We start from the raw sequence: 7,578 nt of genomic DNA, 5'->3' as shown, positions 1-7,578 counted from the left end.
GCTATGTTGGTAGTTAAACCTAACTTTTTGAAGTGGAGTCCTAAACCAGCCGATGGACAATAACTAAATTAAGGTTTGTTTTGTATTCAATCCCTGCAAAAATGATTTTTGCAGGGATTGATGTTTATTTTTTTTAAATTTTCAATTTACCCCCCTCATAATTACATAATTCTTATTACTTAAATACGTATTAATACTTAATTTTGAATGTCAAAATACTTAATTTATGAAGAAGGTAGTTGTTATCGGTAACGGAATGGTAGGATATAAGTTTTGTGAGAAATTTGTAGCCTCCGAAAAATTTAGCGAATATAAACTCATAGTTTTTGGAGAAGAACCTAGAAGAGCTTATGACCGTGTTCATTTGAGCGAGTATTTTTCTGGAAAGACTGCTGAAGACTTAAGCATGTCGTCTGCCACTTGGTATGAAGAAAACAATATTGATCTCCATACCTCAGAAATGATTACCGAAATCAATCGTGCAGAAAAAAAAGTTGCCAATCATAGGGGTGACACATATTCTTATGATTATTTAGTACTAGCTACTGGATCTTCTGCTTTTGTTCCTCCTATTTCTGGTATTGAAAAAGAAGGAGTTTTTGTATATCGAACTATTGAAGATTTAGAAGCCACAAAGGCATATGCTAAAAAATTGAAAGAACAAGGTAAAATTGAAGCTGCAATACTTGGTGGCGGACTTTTAGGTCTTGAAGCAGCAAATGCAGTCAAAAACCTTGGGTTAAATGCACATGTGGTAGAATTTGCTCCTAGACTAATGCCTAGACAATTAGACAATGGAGCCAGTAACATGTTACAGGCAAAAATTGAAAGCTTGGGCTTGAAAGTCCATCTTTCAAAACAAACACAATACATTCAAGGAGAAAAAGCCATCGAAGGCCTACAATATATCGACGACACAGAATTAAAAGTAGACATGCTGGTGGTTTCAGCGGGTATACGTCCAAGAGATGAAGTTGCGCGCGAAGCCGGATTAGAAGTAGGCATTCGCGGAGGAATATTGGTAAATCAGCAAATGCAAACTTCTGATGAATGTATCTACGCCATTGGAGAATGTGCATTATTAAATAGTATGATCTATGGCCTAGTTGCTCCTGGATATGATATGGCTGCTGTAGCGGTTGATCAAATAACTGGTGGAGCATCAGAAATGCCAGAATATATCGATATGTCAACTCAATTAAAATTAATTGGGACCGAAGTTGCTAGTTTTGGAGATGCTTTGAATGATGCCAAAGACGATATCGATGAGATAATTTATGAAAACAAACGTAAAGGGGTTTATAAAAAAATAAACGTTTCTAAAGATGGGAAAAAACTCCTAGGTGGCATATTGGTTGGAGATTCTTCAGATTACAATTCTCTGTTTCAGATATATATTAACGGAATGAAATTACCTGAAGAACCCGAAGACCTAATTTTGGGAAGTAGAGGTGGCGATGGAGATGGACTACTTGGTGATGTAATGGATCTTCCTGATAATGCTCAAATATGCTCATGTGAAAGTGTGACCAAAGGTCAAATATGTGGTGCCATCGAAAATGGAAATGCAAATGACTTGGGCGATGTAATCTCCTGCACAAAAGCTGGAACAGGTTGTGGAGGGTGCAAACCTATGGTTAAAGATCTCGTAGATGCCACGCTCAAATCTTTGGGTAGAGAAGTGAAAGATACCATTTGCGAGCATTTTGAATATAATCGACAAGAATTATATGATATCATAAAACTCAAAGGATACAGGAAGTATGATGAAGTACTAGACCATTTTGGTAAAGGAGACGGTTGTGAGATATGTAAGCCTGTGATCGCTTCAATTTTAGCCAGTATTTATGCTGATACTGCAAATGAAGAAGCTCCAATACAAGATTCGAATGATCGATTTTTGGCAAACATTCAACGGAACGGGACATATTCGGTAGTACCCAGAATTCCTGGAGGAGAAATCACTCCGGAAAAACTAATTGCACTGGGAGAAGTTGGAAAAAAATATGACCTATACACCAAAATAACAGGAGGGCAAAGAGTAGACTTCTTTGGTGCAAGACTAGATCAATTACCTAAAATATGGAAAGACCTTATCGATCATGGATTCGAGAGCGGGCACGCCTACGGAAAATCTTTAAGAACAGTAAAAAGTTGTGTAGGATCAACTTGGTGCAGATATGGAATGGATGAAAGTGTAAGCTTTGCTATTGAACTAGAGGAAAGATACAAAGGTTTACGATCACCTCACAAATTAAAAGGTGGCGTTTCTGGATGTATACGTGAGTGTGCAGAAGCACGTTGTAAAGATTTTGGAGTCATTGCTGTAGAAGGTGGTTGGAATCTATATGTATGCGGAAATGGTGGCGCCAATCCTAGACATGCAGAACTTTTGGCAGAACAAATAGACAACGAAACTGTAATCAAATATCTTGACCGTTTTCTGATGTTCTATATTAGAACTGCAGCTCCTTTAGAAAGAACCGCAAAATGGTTAGATAAATTAGAAGGAGGTATAGCATATCTCAAACAAGTAGTAATTGATGATAAACTTGGTCTTGCCGATGAACTTGAAACAGAAATGGAAACTCTGGTAGGGTCATTCAAATGCGAATGGACACAAGCTATCCAAGATGAGGAAATTATGAAAAGATTCAATCACTTTGTGAACAGTGAAGAACCAGATGATAACCTTGTCTTCGTTTCTTTAAGAGATCAAAAAATGCCGCAGCCCTGGAAATAAATTTAAGGAGATAGATTATGGAAGAATTATTAGAACAATACAAAAGTACTACAGTACAAGATGTTACTGTTTGGTTTAAAGCCGCGCAGGTAAGCAAATTCCCAAGTAATGGAGGTGCATGTATTAAATATAAAGACAAACAAATAGCAGTGTTTAACTTTGAAAGAAAAAAAGCATGGTACGCTTGCCAGAATGTTTGTCCGCACAAGATGGAAATGGTATTAAGTCGTGGAATGATTGGTGACCAAAATGGAGTTCCAAAAGTAGCTTGTCCCATGCATAAAAAAACATTTTCATTAGAAAACGGAGAGAATCTTAACGGAGATTTGGACCCTATCGCTACCTACCCAGTAAAGATTGAAAATGGCTTTGTATATGTAGGCTTTTCTGAATAAAGATACAAACAGAACATAGTTATTTCCCGTAGAAAAACATACATTTGTTTGCATAACCATATCGTACTTTTATGCCAACCGATAAACTTAATGCTGCCTATATTTTATTTGATGAAGCAAATGCAAAAGATCCAAATAAAGAAAACTTAAATGGTGAATCTATTGCCAAGGAGTTAATTTATGGGCAGAGAATGACTAAAACTCTGGAGCAATTTGCTCCAGAAGCTTCTGAATCTTTAAAACTTGCAGCTAGGTCCCAACATATTTGCAGATGGGAAATCCCAAGAGACTCCTACCCTATGGATCGTATAGGGTATCTAAAATGGAGAGAAGAACTTAAAAAATTTCATGCAAAAAAAGCTTCAGAAATTTTAAATGAGGTTGGCTATAGTGAAGAAGTCATAGAGCGCGTTTCTTTTCTACTTCAAAAAAAGAAGCTTAAAAAAGATGAAGAAACGCAAACCCTCGAAGATGTAATTTGCTTGGTGTTTCTTGAGTACTATTATCAAGATTTTTCACAAAAACATTCAGAAGAAAAAGTAATTGATATTCTCAGAAAAACCTGGCGTAAAATGTCTAAAGAAGGACATAACGCAGCATTAAAAATCAAATATTCCGAAAAAGCCTTAGCTTTGGTTAAACAAGCTATAGCCTAATATAAATTGAAAAGAGACTCCTTAGATTATCAAACTTTTAGTCGCCTAAGTAAGATTTACATTGTTGCTTTGGGAGCCATAGCTTTGTTTACTATTGGTGGGCAATTTCTTATTCAACGATTTCTTAGTTCTCAAATAGATGATTCACGTATCATAAATATTTCGGGAAGACAAAGAATGTTAAGCCAAAAATTAACCAAAGAAATCTTATTATTTTCTCACCCCGAAAAGAATAAAACTAAGGAAGAACTTATTGCTAATGTACAATCAACTTTAGAACTCTGGAAACAATCTCATAATGCCCTTATTCAATTTAATCAGACTGTTCAAAAAAGAAAAAATGATAGTACTGATATTGAGAAAATGTTTACAGATCTTCAACCCCACTTTGAACTCATATTTTCTAGTAGTACAAAGGCGATTCAGATTTTCAAGAAAGATACTATTGATAATAGCCTGTTAAATGCTCATATTAATACCATTATTAATAATGAGCCTCTCTTTTTAGAGCAAATGGATGCCATTGTTTTTCAATATGAAAAAGAAGCGCAGCAAAAAGTTTCTGACCTCAAAAGGGTGGAGTATGTATTATTTGGTGTCATATTATTAATTCTAGTTTTTGAGTTTTTCTTATTATTTAGACCGGTTGCACTAAGTATTAAAAAGACGATCTCGAAGTTATTGGTCTCTCAGCAAAAATCTGAAGAGATGGCGAGAAGAGCCGAGGAATTAAGAAAGGTTCAGGAAGAAAATGTTCAGGAGCTTATCTCTTTGACAAGAGCTGTTGATCAAACGTTACTATATGCTCGTGTTGATGCATCTGCAAATATTAAAAGTCTAGGACAACGATTTGCTAAGCTTCTTCAGGCAGGAGAAGAATATGAACAAAAGAACTTGGTAGAACTTATGTCTCTTACCGAAGTTCAAAAAAACAGGCTTTTACGGTTAATTGCTCAAAACAACGGAGGGGTGTTTAATGAGGAGTTTGAGTTTGAAACCAAAACAGGAGAAAATATTTGGTTAGACATCTCAATTTTAACTGTCTTCAAAGAATCTGGGAATTCTGAAAAACTTGTATTGTGTTCTGATATATCAAAAAGAAAAGAAGCTCAAATTGAGGTAGAGCGGCTTAATGCTTCAAGATATAGAGAAAAAGAGGAACTTCAAAAGTCAAATGCCAGTCAAATCGTTGAAGCTCAAGAAGAGGAACGCAAAAGAATTGCTAAAGAAATTCACGATAGTATTGGTCAAATGCTAACTGCTCTTAAATTTAATATTGAATCTATTAATTTAGAGAATATTGAAAAGACCAAGCAAAAAATCGAAGGATTAAAACAGTTATCTAAAGATTTAATACAAGGAACAAGAATTGCAACTTTTAACCTCACTCCTCCCGAACTAAAAGATTATGGTATTTCTATTGCATTGCAGAAAATGGCTAAGGAGCTATCGAAGTTAACCAGTAAAAAAATAGTATTCGAAAACGGATCAAACTTTGATCTACGTTTTGATACCTTAGTAGAAACCAATTTATACAGAGTTACTCAGGAGGCCGTAAATAATGCCATTAAATATGCTGAATCTGAGCATATCATGATACGTATTAATCACACATCTTCACTGCTAAGCATTAGCATTGATGACAATGGAAAAGGATTCGATATTGAAAAAGTGCCCTCAAAACCAAGCAATAATGCCGAAGGTGGTATGGGGCTATTTTTCATGAAAGAACGTATGAATTATATCGACGGAAGGATTTTTCTGAACTCGATTCCTGGACAAGGAACCAGAGTCACTCTTAATTATCCAATCTCCTAATAGTAAAGTTTATTTATACTTTGTTTGGTTTATTTTTAATAACCTCGTTTCGGTAATAATCTATAATCCCATCAATTGGTCGTCTTACGATATTTCCTACTGTAAGGTGATATGGCCAAACAGCTGCTCGTATGATATCTTCGCTAAAATGAGCAATCGAACCAATAAAGTGCACAGGTACATTCTGAGCTTCTGGAAAACACAATACTCTCGTTTCTACAAACTCCTGAATACCTTCGGTAATAATCTTATAGAAGTATCCATTTCGTTCACTTGTAAAAATAAACTCTGCAAAAGAAGCTAGATAGGTATTAGGATTCGGTTTTTTGTATAAATTTTCTTTTATACTATCTGAAGACAAATCAAACCTTTTTTCAAACTCTGAAGCTACTTCTGGAGGCATTCTTTTGTAGTAATAATCTCTTATAAGCCTTTTTCCAAAATAGTTACCACTAGCTTCATCCATTAAAATATACCCTAAAGAATCTACTGCCATATGTATATCATCTCCATCGTAATAGCAGCTATTTGATCCCGTTCCTAAAATACAAACAATTCCAGGCTCGGTAGTCGCAGCATACACGGCAGCAACCATATCTTCCTTGACCTCTATCTCTGCATTTACAAAAAAGTCTTCAAAAACATTTTTTAACATTGCTGCAGGTCTAGGTGTTCCGCAACCTGCACCATAAAAATTAACCACTTCTACTTTATCTTTATACGAAGTAAGTTCTTCATTACTACGAATTCTTTTTTCTAATAAAGATTTTTCGAATACAGCTGGATTTAATCCCTCTGTACGTGTTTTAAAAACGATTTCCCCGGTTCCATCTAATAGAATCCAGTCACATTTAGTAGAACCACCGTCGGCTAATAAAATCATTTGAAAAGTTGTTTGTTGTTAGCAAAGAAAATAAGCCCCGAAATAGTATCGGGGCATTGTATTATATATTATAAGTTACCCACGTGAGTTGAAAGATCAACTAATTTAGTAGAATACCCATATTCATTATCGTACCAAGATACCAACTTAAAGAAATTATCATTAAGAGCTATCCCTGCATTTGCGTCAAAAACAGAAGTTTGAGACTCTCCAACGAAATCTTGAGAAACTACTGCCTCTTCGGTATATCCCAAAATACCTTTTAATTCGTTTTCTGAAGCTTTTTTAACTACAGCCTTCAATTCATCATAAGATACAGATTTTTTGGTTTTTACCGTTAAATCTACAACTGAAACATCTGCCGTAGGTACTCTAAAAGCCATACCTGTTAATTTACCTTGTAAAGCAGGAATTACTTTGGTTACAGCAACAGCTGCTCCTGTAGTTGAAGGTATAATATTGTTTAATGCGCTACGTCCTAATCTATAATTTTTCCTAGAAGGGGTATCAACAGTAGATTGAGTAGCCGTAGATGCATGCACCGTAGTCATTAAACCTTCTTCAATTCCAAAATTATCGTCGATAACCTTGGCCAAAGGAGCTAAACAATTTGTTGTACAAGATGCATTAGATACTATGTTATCGGTAGTTTTCACTTCATTATGATTCACTCCCATTACGAACATTGGAGCATCTTTAGAAGGAGCAGAAATTACTACCTTTTTAGCTCCTGCTTTAAGGTGTGCATCAGCAGTACCTAGTGTAGTGAATATTCCTGTACAATCCATCACTACTTCAACTCCAGCAGCATCCCATTTTAAATCTTCTGGGTTACGTTCAGCGGTGATACGAATTTCTTTTCCGTTTACTACCAAGTTACCATTTTTTACTTCAATTGTTCCGTCGAATCTACCGTGTACGGAATCATATTCTAATAAATAAGCTAAATGTTCTACATCTAATAAATCGTTAATCGCTACTATCTCTACATTATCTCTTTGTGAAGCGATCCTAAAAGCAATTCTTCCAATTCTTCCGAAACCGTTAATTCCGATTTTTAACGTACTCATATCTAATAATTTA

General features: G+C 35.4%; 6 protein-coding genes. 4 read left to right on the top strand and 2 right to left on the bottom strand.

What is annotated here, in order from left to right:
• The first annotated feature begins 226 nt into the window (after nucleotides 1-226).
• The 4 genes from nirB (at nucleotide 227) to M0D21_RS21020 (ending at nucleotide 5,612) form a co-directional block, all read left to right on the top strand.
• Complete coding sequence (gene nirB, locus M0D21_RS21035) at nucleotides 227-2,743, top strand: nitrite reductase large subunit NirB (protein ID WP_248333182.1); 2,517 nt, start codon at nucleotides 227-229, stop codon at nucleotides 2,741-2,743.
• Nucleotides 2,744-2,760: 17 nt separating this feature from the next.
• Entirely contained in the window at nucleotides 2,761-3,138 is a 378-nt protein-coding gene (nirD, locus tag M0D21_RS21030; protein WP_248333180.1) for a nitrite reductase small subunit NirD, read from the top strand.
• Nucleotides 3,139-3,209: 71 nt separating this feature from the next.
• On the top strand, nucleotides 3,210-3,794 hold the full coding sequence (locus M0D21_RS21025) for a DUF4202 domain-containing protein (protein ID WP_248333178.1): 585 nt from the start codon (nucleotides 3,210-3,212) through the stop codon (nucleotides 3,792-3,794).
• Between the two features lie 6 nt (nucleotides 3,795-3,800).
• Nucleotides 3,801-5,612 (top strand): ATP-binding protein, encoded by a 1,812-nt coding sequence (locus M0D21_RS21020; RefSeq protein WP_248333176.1) that lies wholly within the window; start codon nucleotides 3,801-3,803, stop codon nucleotides 5,610-5,612.
• Between the two features lie 13 nt (nucleotides 5,613-5,625).
• On the opposite strand, the gene M0D21_RS21015 is transcribed toward M0D21_RS21020, so the two are convergent.
• Together M0D21_RS21015 and gap are read right to left on the bottom strand one after the other, a co-directional pair.
• Nucleotides 5,626-6,495 (bottom strand): N-acetylglucosamine kinase, encoded by an 870-nt coding sequence (locus tag M0D21_RS21015; protein ID WP_248333174.1) that lies wholly within the window; start codon nucleotides 6,493-6,495, stop codon nucleotides 5,626-5,628.
• 68 nt (nucleotides 6,496-6,563) lie between these two features.
• Nucleotides 6,564-7,565, bottom strand: a complete 1,002-nt coding sequence (gene gap, locus M0D21_RS21010) for a type I glyceraldehyde-3-phosphate dehydrogenase (RefSeq protein WP_248333172.1) — start codon at nucleotides 7,563-7,565, stop codon at nucleotides 6,564-6,566.
• Nucleotides 7,566-7,578: the final 13 nt, after the last annotated feature.

This window comes from Aquimarina acroporae, from assembly GCF_023195925.1.
GTDB lineage: Bacteria > Bacteroidota > Bacteroidia > Flavobacteriales > Flavobacteriaceae > Aquimarina > Aquimarina acroporae.
The sequence above is the reverse complement of the archived record's forward strand: the minus strand, read 5'-3'. Positions and strand labels throughout refer to the sequence as shown.

Coding starts and splice junctions, on each gene's coding strand:
- nirB (WP_248333182.1), top strand. CDS start 227: ATGAAGAAGGTAGTTGTTATCGGTAACGGAATGGTAGGATATAAGTTT.
- nirD (WP_248333180.1), top strand. CDS start 2,761: ATGGAAGAATTATTAGAACAATACAAAAGTACTACAGTACAAGATGTT.
- M0D21_RS21025 (WP_248333178.1), top strand. CDS start 3,210: ATGCCAACCGATAAACTTAATGCTGCCTATATTTTATTTGATGAAGCA.
- M0D21_RS21015 (WP_248333174.1), bottom strand. CDS start 6,495: ATGATTTTATTAGCCGACGGTGGTTCTACTAAATGTGACTGGATTCTA.
- gap (WP_248333172.1), bottom strand. CDS start 7,565: ATGAGTACGTTAAAAATCGGAATTAACGGTTTCGGAAGAATTGGAAGA.